The sequence below is a fragment of the Acinetobacter puyangensis genome (assembly GCF_900096995.1).
Lineage (GTDB): Bacteria > Pseudomonadota > Gammaproteobacteria > Pseudomonadales > Moraxellaceae > Acinetobacter > Acinetobacter puyangensis.
Genome location: NZ_OANT01000005.1, coordinates 195457 through 217914, shown reverse-complemented (window position 1 = coordinate 217914; position 22458 = coordinate 195457). Strand labels below are relative to the sequence as shown.

17 protein-coding genes are annotated in these 22458 nt (G+C 41.1%); 10 read left to right on the top strand and 7 right to left on the bottom strand.

The genetic code is table 11. The features are described 5' to 3' along the window. The first annotated feature begins 61 nt into the window (after nucleotides 1-61). Nucleotides 62-1120 carry a 2,3-butanediol dehydrogenase gene (locus CRO21_RS11280; RefSeq protein WP_097079409.1) on the top strand — a complete coding sequence of 353 codons (1059 nt, stop codon included), beginning with the start codon at nucleotides 62-64 and terminating at the stop codon, nucleotides 1118-1120. Nucleotides 1121-1311: 191 nt separating this feature from the next. Then, entirely contained in the window at nucleotides 1312-2097 is a 786-nt protein-coding gene (locus tag CRO21_RS11275; protein WP_097079527.1) for an acetoin reductase, read from the top strand. A 148-nt stretch (nucleotides 2098-2245) separates the two neighbouring features. Here the strand turns inward: CRO21_RS11275 and CRO21_RS11270 are convergent, their stop codons facing one another. Beyond that, a complete protein-coding gene (locus tag CRO21_RS11270; RefSeq protein ID WP_097079408.1) occupies nucleotides 2246-2482 on the bottom strand; it encodes an SEL1-like repeat protein in 237 nt (78 codons plus the stop codon). A gap of 336 nt (nucleotides 2483-2818) precedes the next feature. On the opposite strand from CRO21_RS11270, the gene CRO21_RS11265 reads away from it, so the two are divergent. Next, complete coding sequence (locus CRO21_RS11265; protein ID WP_097079407.1) at nucleotides 2819-3154, top strand: hypothetical protein; 336 nt, start codon at nucleotides 2819-2821, stop codon at nucleotides 3152-3154. A gap of 35 nt (nucleotides 3155-3189) precedes the next feature. Here CRO21_RS11265 and CRO21_RS11260 read toward each other — a convergent pair whose 3' ends face one another. Next, on the bottom strand, nucleotides 3190-4734 hold the full coding sequence (locus CRO21_RS11260; protein WP_097079406.1) for a M16 family metallopeptidase: 1545 nt from the start codon (nucleotides 4732-4734) through the stop codon (nucleotides 3190-3192). Continuing rightward, entirely contained in the window at nucleotides 4731-6137 is a 1407-nt protein-coding gene (locus CRO21_RS11255; RefSeq protein ID WP_097079405.1) for a M16 family metallopeptidase, read from the bottom strand. The genes CRO21_RS11260 and CRO21_RS11255 overlap by 4 nt, the downstream gene beginning before the upstream one ends. A 202-nt stretch (nucleotides 6138-6339) precedes the next feature. Between CRO21_RS11255 and ftsY the strand changes: the two genes are divergently transcribed. The 3 genes from ftsY (at nucleotide 6340) to CRO21_RS11240 (ending at nucleotide 10477) form a co-directional block, all read left to right on the top strand. After that, nucleotides 6340-7476 carry a signal recognition particle-docking protein FtsY gene (ftsY, locus tag CRO21_RS11250; RefSeq protein WP_097079404.1) on the top strand — a complete coding sequence of 379 codons (1137 nt, stop codon included), beginning with the start codon at nucleotides 6340-6342 and terminating at the stop codon, nucleotides 7474-7476. A 95-nt stretch (nucleotides 7477-7571) separates the two neighbouring features. Beyond that, the gene (locus CRO21_RS11245; RefSeq protein WP_171294040.1) at nucleotides 7572-9647 is read left to right on the top strand and encodes a tetratricopeptide repeat protein; all 2076 of its coding nucleotides are present in this window, start codon (nucleotides 7572-7574) and stop codon (nucleotides 9645-9647) included. Nucleotides 9648-9781: 134 nt separating this feature from the next. Next, a complete protein-coding gene (locus CRO21_RS11240; RefSeq protein WP_228150423.1) occupies nucleotides 9782-10477 on the top strand; it encodes a DUF2057 family protein in 696 nt (231 codons plus the stop codon). A 72-nt stretch (nucleotides 10478-10549) separates the two neighbouring features. Here CRO21_RS11240 and CRO21_RS11235 read toward each other — a convergent pair whose 3' ends face one another. From CRO21_RS11235 to CRO21_RS11220, 4 genes are all read right to left on the bottom strand, one after another. Further along, nucleotides 10550-13006: an acyl-CoA dehydrogenase gene (locus CRO21_RS11235; RefSeq protein ID WP_097079401.1), complete on the bottom strand. Its 2457-nt coding sequence runs from the start codon at nucleotides 13004-13006 to the stop codon at nucleotides 10550-10552. Between the two features lie 266 nt (nucleotides 13007-13272). Next, complete coding sequence (locus CRO21_RS11230; protein ID WP_097079400.1) at nucleotides 13273-14478, bottom strand: acyl-CoA dehydrogenase family protein; 1206 nt, start codon at nucleotides 14476-14478, stop codon at nucleotides 13273-13275. 15 nt (nucleotides 14479-14493) lie between these two features. After that, on the bottom strand, nucleotides 14494-15804 hold the full coding sequence (locus CRO21_RS11225) for an acyl-CoA dehydrogenase family protein (protein WP_097079399.1): 1311 nt from the start codon (nucleotides 15802-15804) through the stop codon (nucleotides 14494-14496). A 298-nt stretch (nucleotides 15805-16102) separates the two neighbouring features. Next, nucleotides 16103-17479 carry an ABC1 kinase family protein gene (locus CRO21_RS11220; RefSeq protein ID WP_097079398.1) on the bottom strand — a complete coding sequence of 459 codons (1377 nt, stop codon included), beginning with the start codon at nucleotides 17477-17479 and terminating at the stop codon, nucleotides 16103-16105. A 456-nt stretch (nucleotides 17480-17935) separates the two neighbouring features. Between CRO21_RS11220 and CRO21_RS11215 the strand changes: the two genes are divergently transcribed. The 4 genes from CRO21_RS11215 to CRO21_RS11200 all read left to right on the top strand — a co-directional run bounded on the left by CRO21_RS11215 (nucleotide 17936) and on the right by CRO21_RS11200 (nucleotide 22431). Next, complete coding sequence (locus tag CRO21_RS11215) at nucleotides 17936-18607, top strand: epoxyqueuosine reductase QueH (RefSeq protein WP_097079397.1); 672 nt, start codon at nucleotides 17936-17938, stop codon at nucleotides 18605-18607. Nucleotides 18608-18717: 110 nt separating this feature from the next. Beyond that, a complete protein-coding gene (prmB, locus tag CRO21_RS11210) occupies nucleotides 18718-19725 on the top strand; it encodes a 50S ribosomal protein L3 N(5)-glutamine methyltransferase (RefSeq protein ID WP_097079396.1) in 1008 nt (335 codons plus the stop codon). A gap of 51 nt (nucleotides 19726-19776) precedes the next feature. Then, on the top strand, nucleotides 19777-20868 hold the full coding sequence (aroC, locus tag CRO21_RS11205) for a chorismate synthase (protein WP_097079395.1): 1092 nt from the start codon (nucleotides 19777-19779) through the stop codon (nucleotides 20866-20868). A 243-nt stretch (nucleotides 20869-21111) separates the two neighbouring features. Beyond that, the gene (locus tag CRO21_RS11200; protein WP_097079394.1) at nucleotides 21112-22431 is read left to right on the top strand and encodes an NCS2 family permease; all 1320 of its coding nucleotides are present in this window, start codon (nucleotides 21112-21114) and stop codon (nucleotides 22429-22431) included. Nucleotides 22432-22458 lie beyond the last annotated feature (27 nt).

Genomic DNA, 22458 nt, shown 5'->3' with positions numbered 1-22458 from the left:
TATTTGAAATGAATGAATTGCCAATAGACTCTGGATAATGGAAACAACGGAAGGAATAGTGATGAAAGCAGCACGTTTTTATGATCGTGGTGATATCCGTATTGAGGATATTCCAGAACCACAAGTCGCCGCGGGTACTGTGGGTATTCAGGTTGCATGGTGTGGGATTTGTGGTACAGATTTACATGAGTTTATGGAGGGGCCGATTTTTATCCCGCCTTGCGGACATCCACATCCGATTTCTGGTGAATCTGCGCCTGTCACAATGGGGCATGAATTTTCCGGTGTGGTTTATGCTGTGGGTGAAGGTGTCGATGATATTCAGGTGGGACAACATGTTGTGGTTGAACCCTATATCGTCGCGGATGATGTACCGACAGGTCCGGGTGATCAATATCATTTGTCCAAGAATATGAACTTTATTGGTTTGGGTGGACGTGGAGGTGGATTGGCAGAAAAGATCGCTGTACAATGTCGCTGGGTACACCCTATTTCCGATAAAATTCCTTTAGATCAGGCAGCCTTAATTGAACCTTTGTCGGTTGGTCATCACGCTTATGTACGTAGTGGGGCAAAAGCAGGTGATATTGCTTTGGTCGGCGGTGCAGGTCCTATCGGCTTATTGTTATCTGCGATTTTAAAAGCCAAAGGTTTAACCGTCATCATCACGGAGTTAAGTGCTAAACGTAAGGAAAAAGCCAGAGAATCGGGTGTTGCAGATTATATTCTGGACCCTTCTGAGGTTGATGTGATCACTGAAGTGATGAAAATTACTCAGGATCAAGGTGTTGACGTGGCTTTTGAATGTAGTAGTGTCAACAAAGTTCTTGATACATTGGTCGCGGCCATGAAACCGACAGGTGTCGTGGTGATTGTTTCAATTTGGAGTCATCCGGCAAGTGTCAATGTGCATAGCGTGGTGATGAAAGAACTGGATATTCGCGGAACCATTGCCTATGTTAATGATCATCAGGAAACCATTAAACTGGTGGAGCAGGGGAAAATTAATTTAGAACACTTTATTACCCAGCGTATCGCACTTGATGATTTGGTTTCACAGGGTTTTGAAACACTGATCCATAATAATGAATCAGCGGTGAAAATTATCGTACATCCTTAGGCGCTTGCAATGATCCAGTGGTTTGAAGTACGAATAACTGTTTGATATAAATGGTTTTCAACATTTGACGTTATCTGACCCAAGTTAAGATTAATGTTTAACAAACAATAACCATAATTTTATTGTGCCTTTCTGGTACTAGGGTTATGGTTGTTTTACAAAATTTATATGTCACAACAGAGAGCGAGAAAATGCCAAGAGGATTAACTGGAAAAGTTGCTTTAGTTACAGGTGCAGCGCAAGGCATTGGTCGAGGCATTGCCCTACGACTTGCTGAAGAAGGGGTAAATGTTGCATTAGTCGATCTGAATCAAGATAAATTAAATGCCACACTGGCAGAAGTAGAAGCCTTGAATGTTAAGGCAACGACTTTTGTGGCGAACATTAGTAAGCTTGAACAGATTACCGCAGCAATTGAACATACTTATAGCACCTTGGGTGGTTTTGATATCATCATTAATAATGCGGGTATTGCTCAGGTACAAGCTTTGAGTGATGTCACACCAGAAGAGTTCCGTCGTATTACTGATATTAATGTGGGTGGTGTTCTCTGGGGTATTCAGGCCGCAGCCAAGAAATTTCAGGCATTAAAACAAAAAGGTAAAATTGTAAATGCCTGTTCAATTGCAGGGCATGATGGTTTTGCCTTACTCGGTGTTTATTCTTCGACCAAATTTGCTGTGCGCGCATTAACTCAAGCTGCGGCAAAAGAATATGCCAGTTCTGGAATTACTGTGAATGCCTATTGCCCTGGTATTGTGGGTACAGATATGTGGGTTGAGATCGACAAGCGTTTCTCTGAAATTACAGATGCACCACTTGGCGCAACCTATGAAAAATATGTTGCAGGTATTGCACTGGGTCGGGTAGAAACACCTGATGATGTCGCTGCATTGGTGGCATTCCTTGCCAGTGAAGATTCAGACTACATTACGGGTCAATCTATTTTGACCGATGGCGGTATTGTGTATCGTTAAGAAGCGATTTTATTGTCATTGGTAAATGTCAGCCTTTGTGCTGGCATTTTTTTTGATATTTGAAATATATTTACTCTTCGGTAATGAAATATTGAACTTATAAAAACCAAAAATGCCACGATATGTGGCATTTGATGTGTTGATTAACCTAAGCTTCTTGGCATGCTAAGTCTTGCCAATATTGTGCTTTCAGCGAATCTCGTTCTACACGAAATCCCTGATAATATAATTGTGACAAGAACATTGCTGCTTTACCATGACCAGCACGGGCTGCGGTTTCCAGTTGGGAAATACCATTACGGTAATCCATTTCTGTTTGTACTGTGTTGACACCTGTTGAGTATAAATGCTCAAGTTGGTGGATAGCAGTATGTGTAAATTTCATCTTTCGACTCCTTTATATTTGTAATAAATGGATAACATCATCATTATCATTTGGATATGCTTTTCTAGCGACTTTTACTATGTCAAAAAAACATGACACCTAAATGACAATAAAAAGTAAAAATACGCTGTAGCAATGGTGTTGAGAGACTTTAATATTTATTGGGAGCTAAAGTCTAACAATTTATTTGAATAATCAAAGCATATCGCTTGATAAGTCTTACTTATCTTTACCACTTATACTGTAATTTGTGTTGTGTGTCAATAGTTGTCGCTTGCATATAAAAAATAACATACAACGCTTGAGAGAATGTATTTTGCTGGTTAAACTCCGCCTATGAAAACCAATGCTATCTATCAGTTAAAACATACTTTCAAAACGTTTTTGGCTACGCATTCTGCTGTAATTGATCGTTATCAATGTATTGTAATGTATGGCATTATTGCCATGATTTTGCTGTGGGCAATACATTTACTGGATCGCCCAGTGGCCATCCAGCAACGACAAGAAGTTGTCCAATATACTGCCCAGTATTTGTATCCCCATACGCAAGGTTTGGCAACGGATTTGTTGCAACAGAAAGAACCGATTAATCAATATAAATATTTCAAATTTTTACGTATTTTACATTTTGAGCGCAATCGTATTCATTTTCAAAAGAATGAAGATTAAGCTGAGCTGATTTTTTGCTCATATTTTTTGTATCGTTATTGTTGCTGCATTGGCTGTTGTCCTGATTCTATCTGGGAAGTCTTTGTGGGCTGGCTATTTTCCAAGTGTCGCTGTAATACAGTGCGATAAATTTTGGCAATCGCTTCACCATCAATATCTTTGCCGGCAGTAATGGTGAGCATTTTTTGTGGATCAAAATGACGTTGCCATGCGGCTTGAATATCTTCAGCAGTCACACTGGAAATATAAGTGGGATATTCACTTAGATAATTGCTGGGTAATTGATAAAAACCCATCATACCGAGTTGTGCATTAATACTGGCATTACTACTCAGAATTTGTGGGAAGGCTCTGAGCATACTGGTTTTTGTGCTCTCGACCAGATTCTCGTCTAAAGGCTGATAGAGAAAATCCAGCAGCGTCTGATAGCTCACTTCGATACTGTCTAAAAGTTGCTCACGATTGGTCGAATAATTTAAGCTAAATAGGCCTTGCGACTGCATACTGTTGAAACGACTGGATACCGAATAGGTCAGGCCCCGTTTTTCCCGAAGTTCTTTCATCAACATGGAATTAAATCCACCACTACCGAGAATTTCATTGCCGACCTGTAATGCAAATTGATCAGGATGCGCATGTTGAATGCCGATTTCGCCCATCATGACATGCGCCTGTGATGAATTAAAAGCCAAATTGATAATGGTTGATTTTTCCAGGGGCTTTGCATCAGGCAATGCTGCTGCCGGTTCGCCGAGTGGCAGATTGTGGCTAATCAGGTTGGTAATCTTCTTTACCTGAATTGCATTAAGATCACCCGTGATGGCGATGTTCATGTTATTGGCGACCAGATAGCGATTTTTAAATGCCTGAATATCACGGGAGGAAATTCTGCGTAAACTTTGAATCGTACCGGTGACTGGCTCTGCATAAGGGTGCTTGCCGTAAATTGTCCGATAAAATCGTACACTCATGGTTCGACTTGGATTTTCCTGCACTTGTTGTTGACCAACTTGGGCATTACTAAATAAGCGATCAATACTTGATTGCGGAAAGTTCGCACCTTTTAACACTAAAATCAGTTGATTGATGGCAGGCGTTAGGCGTTTCTCATCGGACATCACACGCAGTTTGATAATAAACATATCACGATAGGCTTGAGCACTATATTGTGCGCCCAGATTTTCAAAGGTTCGTGCAATATCATCGGCAGATTGTGTTGCAGTACCTTCATTGAGTAATTGTGCAGTCAGGTTTGCCAGGCCATACAAACCACTGCCAATACTTTGATCGCGGGCAGAACCTGCATTAAAGGTCAGCTGAATATCAACAATCGGTAAACTATGTGATTCGGCAAAGAGAGTACGCACTTTGTTATCGCTATAGATTTCCTGCACATAGGGTGCGCTAAAGCTTTGATGCGATGGTAAATCCCGTAGGCTTTGCAGATATTGTGTTGCAGTAATCGGTTGTTGTCGCTGTGGGTCTGAATTCAGGTTGAAATCTTGTTCAAACTCTTGTGCAGATGTAAATGGACTTGTCAGTATTGAACACAGTAATACACAAGGCGTTAAATTTTTCATGGGTTAATCTCCTGTATATCCTCTGCTGCAACAGGAGGTTCAGCAACTTCAGTTTCTTTAGGTTTCGGTTTTTTGTCTTCGGATTGTAGATAGAGCGTCGCCAAATTGTCCCGATTTAAGTATTGCTGCACCACATTCTGTATATCTTGTGCGCTAATGTTGTCATATAAAATCGGGAATTGATTAATGATTTGGTGATTGATGCCATTCACTTCCAAACGACCAATCAATTGTGCCTGACCTTGCAAAGTATCCTGACTAAATATGAGTTGTGATAATGTGGCGGATTGCACTCGCTGTAATTCTTCTGGAGAAACCAGCTCTGTTTTGAGTTGATTGATGACTTTTTCAATCGCTGCCTGTGCCTCTGCCAGACTGGTTTTCGCCGCAGGAATTGCAGTAATACTAAATAAAGTATCACCCCGATTGATCATGTCGTAATTCACATTGACTGTGGTTAAAATTTTCTCTTTACGCACTAATTCACTGTTTAATCGTGAGGAAATACTGCCGTCGAGAATATTTTTAAGTAGGCTCAATGCATAGGCTTGTTGTGATTGCGAGGCTGTGACCAAGCTTGGCACGTTCCATGCCATATATAAATTTGGTACTTGTATGCGTGAATATTCGTCCAGATGTCGATAACCGGTATTTATTTGTTCATTTAAGTCTGGCTGTGTTGGAAGGTTTTTTTTGGCAATATCACCAAAAAAGCGTTGTACCTGTAGTAGGGTTTGTTTTGCATCCACATCACCGACAATCACCACGATGGCATTATTAGGTGTATACCAAGTATTATACCAGCTTTGCAAATCATTTAAGCCCAGTTGTTCTATGCTGGACATTGGGCCAATCACAGGGTTGCGATAGGGACTAGTCGGATAAGCAAGGTAGCGGAATTTCTCAAATGCAAGTGCCTGTGGGTTGTCATCGGTCCGCTGTCGACGTTCTTCCATTACCACTTTAATTTCTGTTGCAAAATCCTGTTGTCGCAAATACAGGTTACTCATGCGATCTGCTTCGAGTTCCAGCGCAAGATTGAGATAATCTTTGGGAAAAAACTGATAATAATAAGTATAATTATTGCTGGTATAGGCATTTAAACTACCACCATATTGGGCATTAATTCTTTTTATTTCGTCATTCGGTACCCGAATTGTCCCTTTGAACATCATATGTTCAAGCGCATGGGAAATCCCCAGTAAATGCTCAGGTTCATCTGCACCGCCAACGTTATACCAGACCTGCATCATAGCCAACGGTGCACGATGATCTTCTCGGATAATGACTTTTAAACCGTTATATAAGGTTGTACTGAGCTCGGCATTTTTTGCATGACTCAAACTGCTTATCAATAAAGTGCTAAATAATAATAGAGAGAGAATTCGATTTAAAAATTTCATGTGCCATCATTCAGGTCATTGAGTAAAATAGAAAAATAAAAAGCTACTATAGATCAAACTGAGATAAGCTTTAAGCCATTTTTCGATAAAAATGATGTGATCGCAAGGCAACTACGTTTCGTTTGGTAAATGTTAGTTGAAAAAAGTAAATGTGCTACAATAAATAGATCGTTTGACTCTATTTAGGCATCAAGGACTTCGCATGCAACAACCGTTAAATTCACAACAAAAAATTTTGATTGATGCTGATATTACTGATGATGATGTAACGTTGCCAAGTCTTGCTGCTATAAATGTACCTGTGGTGGAAAGTCCACGAGTACAGCAAACCCAACCGGTACAAAGTATAGAAGCTGAGATCGCAAAAAAAGAGAATGAACAATCTCAGCAAGACGAACAAGAAGAAAAATCAGGTGGTTTCTTTAGCCGCATGAAATCGGGTTTGAGTAAAACCCGTAAAAACCTTGCTGATGGTATGGTTAATATTCTGGTCGGTGGCAAGGAAATTGATGATGAATTACTGGAAGAAGTTGAGGATCAACTGCTGGTGGCCGATATTGGGGTAGATGCCACCAAAACCATTATTAAAAATTTAACCGAGCGTACCGAACGTGGCGATCTGATTTACTCCCATTCCCTTTATAAGGCATTACAGGAAGAACTGGTCACTTTGCTGGCCCCACGGGTAAAACCTTTGCATATCGATCCCAATAAACAACCTTTTGTAATTTTGGTGGTTGGGGTAAATGGTGTCGGTAAAACCACCACCATTGGTAAACTGGCAAAACGCTTACAGGGTGAAGGTAAAAAAGTGATGCTTGCCGCAGGGGATACGTTCCGTGCTGCTGCAACTGAACAGTTACAGATTTGGGGGGAACGCAATAATATTGCTGTCGTGGCACAAGGTCATGGTGCCGACAGTGCATCGGTGATTTTTGATGCCTTTGAAAGCGCCAGAGCCAAAGGTATCGATGTACTCATTGCCGATACAGCAGGGCGTTTACATAATAAATCGCATTTAATGGACGAATTGACCAAGGTAAAACGGGTCATGCAAAAAATTGATGCTACCGCACCTCATGAAATTATGCTGGTGGTGGATGCAGGTACAGGACAAAATGCCATTAATCAGGTACAAATGTTTGATGAAGCGGTGGGGTTAACAGGACTGACCATTACCAAACTTGATGGCACAGCAAAAGGTGGTGTGCTGTTTAATATTGCCAGTAAAACCCATGTGCCGATTCGCTATATTGGTGTCGGTGAAAAAATTGATGACTTACGACCGTTTTCTGCCAAGTCTTTTGTGGCGGCATTATTTCAGACCGATGAAAAATAACTTAAAGTTTTGAATTTATTTCCAAAAGAAGCTGACAAATGCGTCGGCTTTTTTTATATAATCTTATGTTCTATATATGCAAAAATTTTATCACAATGAAATTTATATTTATAAGATTTAGAAATATTGTACTGAGTCTAAGTTTATCTTTATTATCAACGCCTTTATATGCAAATTCTCTGGATCATGTACAAACCTTGGGGTTGGCACAGCTAGGTCAAGAAAATGCACAGGTTCAATTGGCTGAACAATACTTTAAAATTGAAAATTATAAGGCGTCATTAAGCTGGCTTTTACAAGCGGCTGAACAAGGTAATGTAAAAGCACAGGCAGATGTGGCTTATCATTATCATCTTGGTTTAGGTGAAAAGAAAAATATAGCAAAAGCCATCGAATGGTATAGTAAAGCAGCGCAGCAAGAAGAGGTTGTTGCCCTATATAATTTAGGTATTTTGTATCTCACTGGCGATGGTATTGCAAAAGATTTACATAAGGCAAAAGAGTTCTTGCTGAAAGCAGCGGAACTGGATTTTGCTCCAGCACAGTATCAATTATCATGGATATATTATGATGAAAAAAATCAGGAAAATTTGAGAGAATATTGGCTAAAAAAAGCTGCAGATCATCAATATATACCTGCAATGTATACGCTAGCTGTGCGATATTACAATCAAAAAAACTATCAGGGTGCTGTACAAATTTATACCAATTTGAGTGATCAAAACAATGATGCGGTAGCGAAATATCAATTGGCGACTTTATATTTTCATGGTTTGGGTGTGGAAAAAGATAGTCATAAAATGTTGGCGTTGCTTACACAGGCGGCAGAACAGGGCATCGTACAAGCACAGCTTGATTTAGCCGCATTTTATATGAAAGGAGAATTGGTTAAGAAAGATATTGATCAAGGCAAGAGGTTATATCAACAGGCTGCACAACAAGGCAGTATAGATGCACAATATTATTTGGGCTTAGTTTATTTTCAGGAAATGAATCCCCCACAATATGAGCAAGCATTAAAATGGTATCAAAAAGCTGCTGAACAAGGACAGGTTAAAGCTCAGCATAATCTTGCTTTCATGTATCTAAATGGGCAGGGTGTACAAAAAAATACTAAACTTGCTTTGCAATGGCTTAAACGAGCTGCGGCACAAGGATCAACACCCTCGCTGATTGAAATTGCCAAAATATATTCGACAGGCAATGGGGTAAGTAAGAATCCATTTACAACAAAACGATATTTGCAACAAGCTGCTGAACTGGGTGATGCAAATGGGCAATATCTTTTGGGTGTTGCTTATTTAAATGGGCAGGGCATGTTTAAAAAAGATTATGCTCAAGGAATATATTGGTTATCAGAATCGGAAAAACAAGGCAATTTGGATGCTAAATTTGCTTTGGGTGAGATGTTTGTACATGGTTTAGGTGTTGAAAAAGATTATCTTAACGCATTTGAGTTATTTAAGATTGCTGCTGAACAAGGACATGCAGATGCACAATATTATCTTGGTTATTTATATCAACATGGTTGGGGCGTGACTCAAAATACACATCATGCCATAGCATGGTATGAAAAATCAGCTTCACAGGACAACTTAAATGCCCAGCAAGCATTAATTACGATTTATTATCAGCAAAAAGATTTTATTGATTATAAAAAAGCATTGTATTGGAATGAAAAAGCAATTTCACAAGGCAGTGTGCCAGCTATGGCATTGTTGGGCATGATGTATGAAAATGGACAGGGACTTACACAGGATTATGCCAAAGCCATACAATGGTATCAAAAAGCAGAAATGCAAGGTAATGTTGAAGCTTTAAATAATCTTGCCAATTTTTATTATCATGGTCGAGGTGTACCTCGTGATTATGCCAAAGCCATGCAGATGTATTTAAAAGCAGCCGAAAAAAATAATGATTGGGCACAGTACAATCTTGCCTATATGTATGAGCATGGTGTATATGTTCAGCAAGATTCAAAACAATTTCTTTATTGGTGCATTAAAGCCGCAGAAAATGGTAATTATATGGCACAGTATGATCTTGCCAGTAGCTATGCTGAGGGGCGGCATGGATTAAAGCAAAATCAAGAAGAAGCCAAGAAATGGTATCAGAAATCTGCCGCTCAAGGGTATGACAAAGCTATACAGGCATTGGAAATATTATCATAAAAGTGTTAAAAAGCTGTAAATCTGGGGCTTTGCTTTTTAAGTTTAAAGCTCTCCTCAAAAAATGATTTGTATAAATGTCATAAAAACGTCATCTTTTAGCAGCATAGTTCATATAGTTTTAAAATGACAGTTTGATGAAAAGGTTGAGTATGTTAAAGCAAGGGTTGATCGCTTTGGTATTGGGCAGTGTAAGTTTTTCTGCACTTGCAGCAGTAATTGTTGAAGCACCGGAAGAAATTGTCGTTGTGGCAATTGATGATCAGGAAGTTGGGGGAAGTATTTTTCGTGGTAAATTGAGCCAATATAAGATTGATGCGGGTCAACACAGTATTTCGGTTAAATATCAGGAAATTTTTAATCATAATGATGGTGAACATGACGTTTTAAAATCGAATATTGTGACGCTGAATCAGGTTGAATTAAAAGATGGACAGACTTATCAACTGGCTTTAGTCAATGCACCTAAAACCTTTGAAGACGGTCAAAAATTTGCAGAACAACCGGTGATTGGTATAAAAGATGCCAAAGGTCAATTGATTGCACAACAAGCGGGTGCAACCAGTAAATCTAAGCCATGGTTGAGTCAGGGTATTTTTGGCACAATTCTAGATTTACGTCAAAAAGATGATAAAAACACCAATCCAAACCAATCATCAATGATCCAGCCTGCAAGCACTCAATCCGTTGCAACGACAACGACAGTGAACACGCCTGTGACAACGGCAGTACAGGGCAGTAAAGATCAACAATTAATTGAATTGTGGAAGTCGGCGACACCAAACGAACGCCAACGTTTTATGGCATGGCTGACGGAACAGGCATCAAAATAAAAATTTTATTGTCATTTCCTAAGCCAGTCGTATGACTGGCTTAAGTTTTTCTAAATGCAGATTAAATCAATTCTAAAGAGATTGCTGATGTGGATTGTGCAGAGGTTGTACCTGTTGCAATTGCAGATCAAAAATATCTGTCAGCATACTGTCAAAACGTTTGGCATTGTATTTCAATAATGTGCTGGCTTCTTCTTGACTGATAAAACCGGTTTCAACTGCATGTTCAATATGCGCTTCAAAACTTAGGCCATCAAATTGACCTTTGTTCTCGGCTTTTTTGAATTTGTCCCAAAGAGGTTCAATCTCCAGTAACATCTGGAAAGTCGATTCCATTCGGCCATTGACATCATCTGCATCGGAAGATGAAAACACATGCTGTTTTAATTGTTCTCTAAATGCATGATTTTGCATGATCAATTCGCCCAGTTTAAGTTTGAGTTGATCATCCGGTTTGGCAATCGGGCGGCCAAACGGGAAACAAATCCATTTTACCAGTGTGGCAGGCAGTTGCATCGGGAAGTTCTGATAGAGATCAAAAAATGCTTCCTGAACATTAAACAATGATTTTTCCAGCGCAAGTTGTGCATGAAGCTGCTCGGCTTTACTGCGTTGGCCATGTTCATAAAATTTCAGGATCGCTGTTGCAATAAACAGGTAGGCAACGATATCTGCAAGACGTCCGGACAGCATTTCCTTGCGTTTAATATCACCTGCCAGTAAGCCCACACACAAGTCGGCGGTTAAGGCAAAATTTGCGCTTAAGCGGTTGATGTGTTTGTAGAACGGACGAGAAAAATCGTCGGCACTGTGTGTGGCATCAGCAGGACCGCCGGTAAAGGCATAGGCAAATGAGCGTGCCGTTCGGTTAAAGGTATAGCCCAGATGTTGATAAAAAATTTGATCAAATTGCTTTAATGCCTTGTCTTTATCTGCATCTTGTAACAGTTGTAATTCTTCAAACAAATAAGGATGACTGCGCATTGATCCTTGACCAAAAATCATCAGGGAACGACTGAGAATATTGGCACCTTCTACGGTAATGGAAACAGGAATGGCCTGATACATTAAGGCAAGGAAATTACGTGGCCCAAGCTGTATGGCACGTCCACCCACTACATCCATGCCGTGATTGACCATTTTACGCATGGTTTCGGTGGCATAATATTTGGCGATTGCAGTCATCATGGCAGGTTTGCCACCTTGATTTAAACCACAGGTAACCAGATAACGAAATGCTTCCAGCATATAGGCATCACTGGCGATATCGCTGGTGGCTTCTTGTACGCCTTCAAATTTACCAACCGAGAGTTTGAATTGCTGGCGAATTTTCGCAAATGCGCCGACATTTAAATAGGTCATTTCACCTGCGGCGGTAGAAAGTGCGGGCAGGGAAATACCACGTCCGACACTTAAACATTCCATCAGCATACGCCAGCCTTTGCCAGCATTGACTACACCACCAATGATCCAGTCAATTGGAATAAATACATCACGTGCCTCGACTGTACCATTCATAAAAGGTGAGCCGGGATGATGCCGTACACCGGTTTCAATCCCTTCATGACTGGCCGGAATCAAGGCACAAGTAATACCATATTCTTGTTTGGACGCATCACCTAATAAGCCTTCTGGATCATAGAGTTTAAAGGCAACGCCAATTACGGTTGCAATCGGGGCGAGGGTAATCCAGCGTTTGGAAAAATTCATGTTTAGCCCAAGCATCTGTTGGCCTTGATATTCTCCCATACAGACAATACCTGTATCTGGAATCGATCCTGCATCGGATCCTGCTTCGGGGCTGGTTAAACCAAAACATGGGATCTCTATACCTTTTGCCAATCCCGGTAAATATTGATCTTTTTGTGCCTCTGTACCGTAATGTAGCAATAGCTCTCCGGGACCAAGTGAATTGGGTACCATACAACTGACTGCCGCAGTTAATGAACGAGAAGCAATCTTGCTCATGATGCGACTCTGGGCAAAAGAGCTAAATGCCTTGCCGCCATATTCTTTGGGAATAATGAGTCCCAGAAAACCTTTATCTTTAATAAATTGCCATGCTTCAGGCGGCAGGTCTTTTAATTCATGATGAATTTGCCATTCATCAAGCATTTGACAGAGTTGTTCGACCTCATTGTCCAAAAAGGATTGTTCTTCTTCAGATAAGGTTGGATAAGGATATTGTTCGAATTTTTCCCAGTCGGGTGCACCCGTAAATAAATCTTTTTCCCACCAGCTCGTGCCAGCATCCAGTGCTTCACGTTCTGTAGTACTCATACTCGGCATGGCATTGGCAAGTGTGTTAAATGCTGGCCGGGTATAAAATGCGATACGTAAAGGCGCAATAAGCAATACTGTGCCGACCACAATCAAAGGTAATCCGAGGATTAATGACCATGCCGAAATAAATGCACTGATGATGGACACTGCAATAATGACGCCTGAACCAACTGGACGGGACAGTTCAAAATAGAAAATTGCCCACAGGCTAAAAACAATAATGAAAAGAGTTAAAATAAACCACATATACACTTACTCCCAGAAAATCCTGATCCCAGCAAGGGATATGGAACACAGCGTAATGAATCGAACTTTAAAAAATTTTTGAACGGTATTTATTGAGAAAATGAATTTATTAATTTAATTTTTAACATTTTTTTGTTGAGGTTGTACATGGTTTAATCAGTTGCGTTTTGTGAAGATACGTAATTTGGATGCAAACGGGTTTTCTGACTGACAAAAAATTGCCAGAAATAATATCTGGCAACTGGTATCATTAGGATAAATATCGGTTATTTTAATTCACTGGAGGATTTTCCCAGTTCCCGACGTGCAATAATCAATTGCTGAATTTGCTGTGTACCTTCAAAAATATCCAGGATTTTGGAATCTCTAGCCCATTTTTCTAATAATTCATCTTCGTTGTAGCCGACACTGGCAGCCAGCTCGACACATTTCAATGTAATTGCATTGCCAATACGTCCAGCTTTGGCTTTGGCAATCGATGCTTCTTTGGAATTAGGTTTTTTATTGTCTGCCATCCAGCAGGCTTTTAAGGTTAATAGACGTGCAGCTTCCCATTCTGCTTCCATATGATAGATTTGAGCAGCTATATTTGAGGTCTGTAAGTAAGGCGTTGTATAGTCGTCTTCCAGTTGATCATGGAAAATTTCCTTGATTCGTTCTAGTGATGCCTTAGCACAGCCAATTGCCATTGCCGCGACCAGTGGACGGGTATTATCAAATGTCTCCATAACACCGGCAAAACCTTTAGCCACATCGACTTCTGCATTCCCCAATAAGTTTGCAGCGGGTACACGGCAATCAATAAAACGAATAGAAGCAGTATCAGACGCTTTGATGCCCAATTTATGTTCAAGGCGTTCTACCGTCATGCCGGGCGTGCCTTTAGATACCACGAAAGATTTAATTGCTGCACGTCCTGCATTGCGATCCAATGTTGCCCAGACCACAACACTATCGGCACGTTCACCTGAGGTAACAAAAATTTTCTCACCGTTAAGAATGTAGTCATCACCATCTTTTGTAGCGTTGGTACGGATCGCCGCAGAGTCTGAACCGCAATTCGGCTCGGTAATGGCCATAGCTGCCCATGTGTCCTTAAAGCGTTGCAGCTGCTCATCATTGGCAACTGCTGCAATGGCCGAGTTGCCTAATCCCTGACGTGGCATGGATAATAGCAATCCGGTATCGCCATAGCACATTTCGATGATACTCAGTGCAGTGGATAGATTGGTACCATTGCGATTGCCTTCATTTGCCGTATCGCTACGTTTACCTGCACCGGCAGCACCGGCATTCATGCCTTCGCCGCCTTCATTCATACCATCGACCAGTGCAGACAGCATATCTAGTTCTTTTGGGTAAGCATGTTCGGCTTTGTCATATTTACGTGAAATTGGTCGTAATACGTTTAATGCTACTTCATGCGCCTGATCAATCAGCATTTTAAACTTTTTCGGATTTTGTAAATTCATTGTTATTCTCCAGAATTAGGCATGTAAACCTGATTGCATAATGGCGGTTGCACGTAAATCACGATACCAGCGTTCCACCGGATGTTCCTTGGTAAAGCCATGTCCACCTAATATCTGGACGCCATCAGTACCGATTTTCATTGATTTTTCTGCGCAGAGTAAACGTGCCAGATAAGCCTCTCGATGAAAATTCTGTCCTGCTTCGGCAAGACTTGCTGCATTCCAGACCAGCATACGCATGGCATCAATTTCGATGGCCATATCTGCGATCATAAATGCTACACTTTGCCGGTGCGAAATCGGCTCGCCAAAGGCAATGCGTTGATTGGCATACTCAATACAATAGGCTTTGACTGCCTCGGCTGTCCCAACAGCCATGGCACACCACATCAGATTACCGAGATCCAGAAATTCCTGATAATTAAAATCATCATCGCCCAAACGCTGTGCCGGTGTTTGATTAAAACGCAGTGTGACGGTTTCGGCAGCTTTTAAGCCCATTGCCGGCGTTGGTTTACTGGCAATACTCTGATCGGGTTCGACAATAAAGACTTCCGGCTTGCCATTTAAATCGGCAGTGACCAGTAATAGGTCGGCAGATTCTCCCTGAATCACCAAGGTTTTCTCGCCGGTAATTTCATAGCCATGATCAAGTTGGCTGGCTTTGGTTTTGAGTTGTAGGGGATTAAATGCCGGGGTTGCTTCCAGACTGGCGATGCTGGCTCGAATCTCACTCTCTTCGGCAAAGGCAGTTAAATATTTGCTTTGAATTTCAATATTGCCCCAACGGGTAATGGCATTGACGACACTAAAAGTGCTGAGTAATCCTGCGGCAAGACTATAATCACCACGTGCCAGATCTTCGGCAATCAGTACATTGCTTACCACACTTTGTTCTGCTGCTACACCACCATACGATTCGGGCAAGGCATAAAAATTTAACCCTAGTTCCTGTGCTTGAGTCCACAATTGGGCAGGAAATTTTGCAGCATTATCCGCTTGAGCAGCGGCAGGATAGATCACTTCCGAGGCAAAACCTTGTAAGGCTTCACGTAACATGGCCTGTTCTTCGGTTAATCCCAAATCAAATAAATTTTTGGATTGTGGATTGAGCCGTTGTTTACTGTCTGACGGTTTATTTTGTCGCTGCGTGCTTTTTAATAATTTCTGACTTTTGGAAAGGGCACCAAAACTGGTTTTTGAACCCTGATACAGTGAGCGTTCGATGAATTTACGTAATCGTAGTTGATCAAGTACATTGCTGGAGGCCAGTTTTGTTAATACGGCTAATCCTAAACCTTGGACTTTATTTATCATATGACTCATGTGCAATCCCTGAGTGAAAATTTGATTGATCTTTGTTTTTATCTTGGCATAAGTATGAAAAAAAACTATCGCATCCGTGACTATTGCGAAAAGTTTTTCTGACATTTTTGCTTAAAGTTTAAATCTTATTAAAGTATTAATTTATATTGAAAATTTAATGTTATTTATTTTCTGAAAAAGCATTGAGTTGGCTAAATTGACACGGTAAGTATTTAACTGACCGTGTAATCCGAAGTATTCAGTATTGATTTAGGCACGTGCAAAGAAATGCACGTGTGATCTATCCTGTGCAGGACATTTATTTTAAAAATGGCGTTACCATATCTCGGATATTGGTCTTGGCATCAATTACGGTCATAAAAGTATAGGCACCAATAAATTTACGGCTAATAAACATAAATTCTTTTGGTGGTACGGAAAAATAACGTGATGCCATAGATTTACTGGCTTGTTGAATGACCCGACTATGCAACTGGCTTTTTTTCCAATCATAACGATGTTCTGCATCCATTAAACCTGCCGGCATTTGAGGATTGTTTTGCGGTGTGCTAAAGGCTTCTGTTGCCAGCAAAAATACTTCTGCCATATCTGGTTTGATTGATGCCGGAATGGAATCAAAGAAATGATAACCGGTCATGGCTGCCACCATCTGTGCTTTATCGTGATGATATCCGGCAATAATCAGGTGACGTGCGACACTTAGCAGATGATCATCAAACTGACGAATGGCGCCAAAATCTAATAATACAATTTTGTCTTTAATATCGGCACCATTACCCAGACGAACCAGATAATTACCAAAGTTCGGATCGGTCTGCATTTCGCCCCATTCGAACAATTCACGTACTGCAATATCAAGAGATGCTTCACCCAGTGCATTACGACGTGCTTGAGGCAGTGTCAACATGGCAGGGCTGTTGATCGGAACACCACGTTCAAAGGTCATACACAAAATGCGATCATTACTATAATCATCGACAATATGCGGCACGATGTAGCGATCATCTTTGGCCAGGCGTTCGGCAAAACGTTTGGTGGTCGAGGCTTCCATATCATAATCGACTTCACGATGCATCATGCTGCGGACTTCTTCGTACCATTCATCAAACTCACGGGTTTGCGGCACCATACGAGTAAGTTTCAGCATGCTGCGAAACAAGCTCATATCGGAGTCAATGGCTTCTGCAACACCGGGATATTGTATTTTTAAGACCAGTTCCAGACCATCGGATTTACGCGTGGCACGATGCACTTGTGCCAGTGATGCTGTCCCGATTGGTTCACGATCAACATTTAATTCATCAAGTTTGCTGCCTAATTGGCTACGCAGATGGGGTTCAATCGCAGACCAAGATAAGGCAACGGTTTTATCATTAAGCGTATTCAAAGCAGTGGTAATTTCTACAGGTAAAAAATGTTCACCATACAGTGCCATCATTTGTCCGATTTTGACCACTGAACCTTTGAGCTTGCCAATCTCCTGTACCAGATAATTGGCTTGTTCAGTCATTGCCTGTTTACGTATTTTCTCTTTTTCAGTTTCACTGGAAAACATACTGGTAGCATTGGCAGTTGCCCAGCGTGTACCTGCCAGCAGTGATGCTTTTGCGATAGATAAACGACGGTCAAAAGCTGATGTTTTGAGATTGTCTAATTTGTCATTTTGATCTGACATAAATGCAAAATCCTGAAAATTGAGAAACATGCAATGCAGAAGTGTACACTAAACTGGCAATGGTTTGCGTATAAAAATAGTAGGTTCAGATAAAAAGCATGAGTGGTCGGTATTGCGGTGCATTGGCTATTGTAAGCATTTTTAACTTCATGGTTATCAATATCATGATAAATATTTACACCCTTGAACTTTAGTCCCATACTAACAATATCAATGCTTGAGGTGTTAACAGATAAGATGCCAATACAGTGTGATCGAATCCAATTTACCATTGTGTGAATTGACTGCATGCTCAGTCGATTACATTTGATCTTGCGTATAAAGGGCATAGATGAATGGATCGTTAATGATTGATGTATGAATGGCTTAATGATTTATTTTCATGATGACGATAAAAAAATTCAGCTTCATATGCATAAAATTCTTTTATGATAAAAAATGCAGAAATTGAGGTATATGATCTTGGCTAAAACAAAAAATCGTGAAAAACTGACTTTACCCGATGGTGCGCAAAAGTTGTTGTTACATTCTTGCTGTGCGCCTTGTTCTGGTGAAGTGATGGAGACACTGATTGAATCAGGCATTGATTTTAGTATTTTCTTTTATAATCCGAATATCCATCCTGTCAAAGAATATTTAATTCGCAAGGACGAAAATATTCGTTTTGCCGAAAAGCATCAAATTCCTTTTATTGACTGTGACTATGATACCGACAATTGGTTTGAACGTGCCAGAGGCATGGAAAATGAACCTGAAAAAGGCATTCGTTGTACCATGTGTTTTGATATGCGCTTTGAACGTACTGCACTGTATGCGCATGAACATGGTTTTCCCGTAATTTCTAGTTCACTGGGAATTTCACGCTGGAAAAATATGCAACAGATCAACGATTGTGGTATTCGTGCGGCCTCGCATTACCCAGAGCTAATGTATTGGGACTATAACTGGCGCAAAAGTGGTGGTGCCAATCGAATGATTGAAATTTCAAAACGTGAGGAATTTTATCAGCAGGAATATTGTGGTTGTGTCTATTCTTTAAGGGACACCAATCGCTGGCGTATGTCAAATGGTCGGGATCGAATTAAATTAGGTGTGAAATTTTATTCTGCACTGTCTGATGAAGAATAAAACAGCATATTAGAGCGATATATTACGCTTAATTTTCACTGTCACCTTATATCAGGTGTAGAAAAACAGTAGAATATAACGCTATTTTTCTATAGTTGGAGTGTCTCTGCGTGGATCATCCATTGATTAGCCAAGAAAGTTTACAGGAAGCTGCCGATCAACTGAGTACAATTCGGGATTTTATCCGTTTTGGTGTCAGTGCCTTACGTCAATATGATGCACATTTGGGGCAGGGTACAGAAGATTTTTTTGCGGAAAGTTCGGCGCTGGTGATGCAAACACTTTCTTTGGACTGGTCTGCCGATCCTGAAATTCTAGATGCCAAATTATTGGCTTCTGAAAAACAAGAATTTTTACAATTACTGGCACGTCGGATTAACGAACGCATTCCAACTTCTTATTTATTAAATTTATCTTATTTTGATGCTAAACCTTTTTATGTCGATGAGCGTGTGCTGATTCCTCGCTCACCGATTGCAGAATTGATTCAGTCACGTTTTGCGCCCTATTTTCTTGATGAACTTGGGCAAATGCATGAAGATACTCATCAGTTACCACCGAATGCCAATCCTAAAATTCCGGAACGTATTTTAGATTTGTGTACAGGTTCGGGTTGTATTGCCATTGCACTGGCATATGCTTATCCAGATGCCGCAGTGGATGCCACCGATATTTCCAAAGATGCACTGGAAGTGGCAGCCATTAATGTTGAACATCATAACAAACAATATCAGGTAGCTTTACTGGAATCGGATTTGTTTGATCGTGTACCGGCAGAACGTCAATATGATTTGATCGTGTCCAATCCGCCTTATGTGGATGCCGAAGACATGGCAGATTTACCGGCAGAATTCCATCATGAGCCGGAACTGGCACTTGCCGCTGGACAGGACGGTCTGGATCTGGTGCGTAAAATGCTTGCGGTTGCCGCAGACTATCTCAGTGAAGATGGTTTACTGGTGATTGAAGTAGGCAATAGTGAATGGGCATTAAAACAAAATTTTAATAAAATTGATTTTCACTGGTTAACTTTCCAAAATGGCGGTTCGGGTATTTTTGCCTTAACTGCACAACAATGCCGAGAATATCAAGCGATTTTTCAGCAAGCGATCGAATAGAAATCCCCCTAACCCTCTGTGAAAAAGTGGGAATATCAGGAGTAAAAATACATGGCAGGTAATAGTATTGGTCAATTATTCCGTGTCACTACCTGTGGTGAGTCGCATGGCGCTGGCTTGATGGCAATCGTTGATGGTGTGCCGCCGGGTCTGGCACTGTCAGAAGCAGATTTACAGCATGATCTGGATCGCCGTAAACCCGGCACCTCAAAATTTGCAACACAACGCAAAGAGCCGGATCAGGTCGAAATTATTTCTGGTGTATTTGAAGGCAAGACCACAGGGACACCAATTGGTTTATTGATTCGTAATACCGACCAGAAATCCAAGGATTATGGCAATATTGCCCAGACTTTCCGTCCAGGTCATGCCGATTATACCTATACGCAAAAATACGGTTTTCGTGATTACCGTGGTGGTGGACGTTCTAGTGCGCGTGAAACTGCCATGCGGGTTGCAGCAGGGGCGATTGCCAAAAAATATTTGGCAGAAAAATTTGGTATTCTGATTCGTGGTCATGTGACTCAGATCGGAACAGAATATGCCACCAAACTGGATTGGAGCGAAGTACCGAATAATCCGTTCTTCTGTGGCGATGTTGATGCAGTCGCACGTTTTGAGGCATTGGTTACTGCACTGCGTGAACAGGGTACCAGTTGTGGTGCAAAATTAGAAATTTTGGCAGAAAATGTCCCTGTTGGCTGGGGTGAACCGGTTTTTGATCGTCTGGATGCCGATATTGCACATGCCATGATGAGTATTAATGCAGTCAAAGGTGTGGAGATTGGCGATGGTTTTGCCGTGGCAGGACAGTTTGGTCATCAATCCCGCGATGAATTAGCACCTGAAGGTTTTAATGCCAATCATGCTGGTGGGATTCTTGGCGGAATTTCCAGTGGTCAGGATATTCGTGTGGCAATTGCACTTAAACCGACAGCAAGTATCACCACCGCAGGCAAAACCATTAATTTACAGGGTGAAGCAACCGATGTGATCACTAAAGGTCGGCATGATCCATGTGTGGGTGTTCGTGCAACGCCAATTGCCGAAGCGATGCTGGCAATGGTCTTAATGGATCACTTTTTACGACACCGTGCACAAAATGCAGACGTTGTCGCACCATTTCAGGCGATTGCACCATAATTTATCTGAATTTAAGTCCTGACAGTCGTCGGGACTTTTATTTTCTCTGAAATTCACGTTTTAGTATCTATTATTGCATCAAACTTGATCACATTTGGACATGATGGCATGTACATTGCTAACAAAATTCAGGTCAGGATCAAATATTGATTTAATTTGGTGCGATATTTGTCTATGCAACCTTAAAAATTTTCGAGATATCGCTCTCATGTTGCAAGACAAGTGTCCATAAGAGGATTCATCATGCAAGACACACACTCATCACAGGGATTGCTGCAACGGGTATTTCATCTCGAACAAAATAATACCAATGTTCGTCGTGAAATTCTGGCAGGATTCACCACGTTTTTGGCGATGTGTTACATCATCATTGTTAACCCAAGCATTCTGTCTTTAACTGGCATGGATCAGGGTGCTGTATTTGTGGCAACCTGTATTGCCGCAGCAATTGGCTGTTTGGTGATGGGCATCGTTGCGAATTATCCAATCGCACTGGCACCTGGCATGGGATTAAATGCCTATTTTACCTTTTCCGTGTGTATGGGTATGGGTGTACCGTGGCAAACTGCCTTGGCGGCTGTGTTTGTTTCAGGACTGGTGTTTTTATTCGTAAGCCTGTTTAAATTCCGTGAGGCGATGATTAATGCCATTCCAATGTCATTAAAATTATCCATTGCAGGCGGGATCGGCTTTTTTCTGGCACTAATTGCTTTAAAATCGGCTGGTGTGGTGGTTGGAAATGAAGCAACGCTAGTAAAAATGGGCGTACTGTCTTCACCTTCGGTATTGTATGCTGGCCTAGGTTTTTTACTGATTGTGGTGATGCATCATTATCAGATTCGTGGTGCAATTATCATCAGTATTCTAGCGGTCACCATTTTATCAACAGTATTAGGCCATAATGAATTTCAGGGTGTGGTGGGGAGTATTCCTTCAATTGCGCCGACCTTGTTGCAGATGGATTTTCAGGGATTGTTTAATGCCTCAATGATTGGCGTAATCTTTGTCTTCTTTTTGGTCGATTTATTTGACAGCACCGGAACATTGGTTGGTGTATCACAACGCGCAGGTTTATTAAAAGATGGCAAATTACCACGCTTAAAACGTGCATTGATGGCTGATTCTACAGCAATTATTGCCGGTGCGGCATTGGGTACTTCATCGACTACACCTTATATCGAATCGGCTTCCGGGGTTGCGGCAGGTGGTCGTACTGGTTTAACTGCGGTGGTGGTGGCAGTCCTGTTTATTTTGGCATTATTCTTGTTTCCACTAGCACAAAGTGTTCCTGCTTTTGCCACTGCACCGGCCTTGCTATATGTTGGTGTACTGATGATTCATGGCGTAACAGGCATTGACTGGGATGACATTACCGAAGCGGTTCCTGCTTTTTTAACCATGATCTTTATGCCATTTACCTATTCGATTGCAGATGGTATTGCCTTGGGCTTTATCAGTTATGCGCTGATCAAATTATTGACAGGTAAAGCAGCAACGGTTCCGTATATGGTCTGGATCATTGCCGGATTATGGGCATTTAAATTTGCAGTATTTGGTGGGTAGATTCCACAACTAAATTTCACAATCATT

What these genes read in the sequence shown, in the direction of transcription:
- CRO21_RS11280 (WP_097079409.1), top strand. Translation starts at nt 62, where the DNA reads ATGAAAGCAGCACGTTTTTATGATCGTGGTGATATCCGTATTGAGGAT.
- CRO21_RS11275 (WP_097079527.1), top strand. Translation starts at nt 1,312, where the DNA reads ATGCCAAGAGGATTAACTGGAAAAGTTGCTTTAGTTACAGGTGCAGCG.
- CRO21_RS11270 (WP_097079408.1), bottom strand. Translation starts at nt 2,482, where the DNA reads ATGAAATTTACACATACTGCTATCCACCAACTTGAGCATTTATACTCA.
- CRO21_RS11265 (WP_097079407.1), top strand. Translation starts at nt 2,819, where the DNA reads ATGAAAACCAATGCTATCTATCAGTTAAAACATACTTTCAAAACGTTT.
- CRO21_RS11260 (WP_097079406.1), bottom strand. Translation starts at nt 4,734, where the DNA reads ATGAAAAATTTAACGCCTTGTGTATTACTGTGTTCAATACTGACAAGT.
- CRO21_RS11255 (WP_097079405.1), bottom strand. Translation starts at nt 6,137, where the DNA reads ATGAAATTTTTAAATCGAATTCTCTCTCTATTATTATTTAGCACTTTA.
- ftsY (WP_097079404.1), top strand. Translation starts at nt 6,340, where the DNA reads ATGCAACAACCGTTAAATTCACAACAAAAAATTTTGATTGATGCTGAT.
- CRO21_RS11245 (WP_171294040.1), top strand. Translation starts at nt 7,572, where the DNA reads ATGAAATTTATATTTATAAGATTTAGAAATATTGTACTGAGTCTAAGT.
- CRO21_RS11240 (WP_228150423.1), top strand. Translation starts at nt 9,782, where the DNA reads ATGAAAAGGTTGAGTATGTTAAAGCAAGGGTTGATCGCTTTGGTATTG.
- CRO21_RS11235 (WP_097079401.1), bottom strand. Translation starts at nt 13,006, where the DNA reads ATGTGGTTTATTTTAACTCTTTTCATTATTGTTTTTAGCCTGTGGGCA.
- CRO21_RS11230 (WP_097079400.1), bottom strand. Translation starts at nt 14,478, where the DNA reads ATGAATTTACAAAATCCGAAAAAGTTTAAAATGCTGATTGATCAGGCG.
- CRO21_RS11225 (WP_097079399.1), bottom strand. Translation starts at nt 15,804, where the DNA reads ATGAGTCATATGATAAATAAAGTCCAAGGTTTAGGATTAGCCGTATTA.
- CRO21_RS11220 (WP_097079398.1), bottom strand. Translation starts at nt 17,479, where the DNA reads ATGTCAGATCAAAATGACAAATTAGACAATCTCAAAACATCAGCTTTT.
- CRO21_RS11215 (WP_097079397.1), top strand. Translation starts at nt 17,936, where the DNA reads ATGATCTTGGCTAAAACAAAAAATCGTGAAAAACTGACTTTACCCGAT.
- aroC (WP_097079395.1), top strand. Translation starts at nt 19,777, where the DNA reads ATGGCAGGTAATAGTATTGGTCAATTATTCCGTGTCACTACCTGTGGT.
- CRO21_RS11200 (WP_097079394.1), top strand. Translation starts at nt 21,112, where the DNA reads ATGCAAGACACACACTCATCACAGGGATTGCTGCAACGGGTATTTCAT.